This is a genomic window from Rugamonas sp. GW822-FHT03B10 (genome assembly GCF_058801745.1).
In genome coordinates this window covers 1-985 of record NZ_JBXANP010000053.1, presented here as the reverse complement: position 1 = coordinate 985, position 985 = coordinate 1, and the positions used below count along the sequence as shown (strand labels likewise).

Annotated in this window: 1 protein-coding gene; it reads right to left on the bottom strand. The window is 50.6% G+C overall.

Going from position 1 to position 985, the window contains the following annotated elements; genetic code table 11:
* Positions 1-136: 136 nt before the first annotated feature.
* A complete protein-coding gene (locus AC1RQG_RS27815) occupies positions 137-673 on the bottom strand; it encodes a porin family protein (protein ID WP_493136654.1) in 537 nt (178 codons plus the stop codon).
* Between the last annotated feature and the right edge of the window lie 312 nt (positions 674-985).

The following is a 985-nucleotide window of genomic DNA, read 5'->3' as shown; positions in this document are numbered from 1 at the left end:
ACTCTGCGCCGATGATAGTGCTGCAACCAGTGTGAAAGTAGGTTATCGTCAAGCTAGTTATTATGAAAAAACCCCGCCGACTTAACGTTGGCGGGGTTTTTTTTTTCGTCTGTATCTCGTCTGTATCTCGTCTGTATCAGAACTGGAAGCGCAATCCCGCCGAAATGAAATTGACTTCAGTCTTTGTCAGGCGTGACGCTTCCAGATTCACCGACCAATTGCGGTTGAACGCATAGCTGGCGCCGATTCCGATGCTCGGATCTGTCTCATGGTAATTGGCCAGCGAGCTCCTGGTGGACTGCATCTTGGTACGACCGATGCCCGCGCGGCCATAGACACTGAACTGCTCGTTGATCCGTGCCGAGCCCAGCACCGCGATGCCGAAATGATCCTCAGGATAGTATCCGGGCGCAGCCAGGAAACCTTTGAATGGATCCAGGCTCAGCGAGCGCGTAAATAGCTCAACGCCGAAATTTGGGTTTGCCTGATAGCCAACCGCCAGGCCAACGCTTGCGTCATGACCACTCTCGACGTACTTGGACGAAATGTCGACCCTGCTCAGGTTTAGACCCACGTAGGCGCCAGGCGCAAAAGGTTCGCTGGCAAATGCTGGTGTTCCCAAGGACAGGCTAAGGGTGACGGCGACGGAGGAGCAAATCAGTAGTGCACGCATAAAACACCTCAATAAGATGTGTTGGCCTGGCACTGTGCCGGACCGAACGAAACAATAGATGGATTTGACGGAAAAATGCTTTATCAATAATCTTTCCATCAAGTAAATTCTAATGTTGTGTTATATTTAATGCAAGTAATAAAGAATATTTTAGAAATTTTGCATTTGAGAGCACAAAATCCTTGCCAGCACGCCTACGTGCTTGCTATAGTTCGCCTCCCCGCAAAACGGCGCGTGTAAATGCGAGTTGAGCGGGGCGAAAACGAGGGGTTGACGAGCTGCACGAAACACCGCATAATCTCATCTCTCTGC

Excerpts from the sequence above, each read along its gene's own strand:
- AC1RQG_RS27815 (WP_493136654.1), bottom strand. The coding sequence starts at position 673 with ATGCGTGCACTACTGATTTGCTCCTCCGTCGCCGTCACCCTTAGCCTG.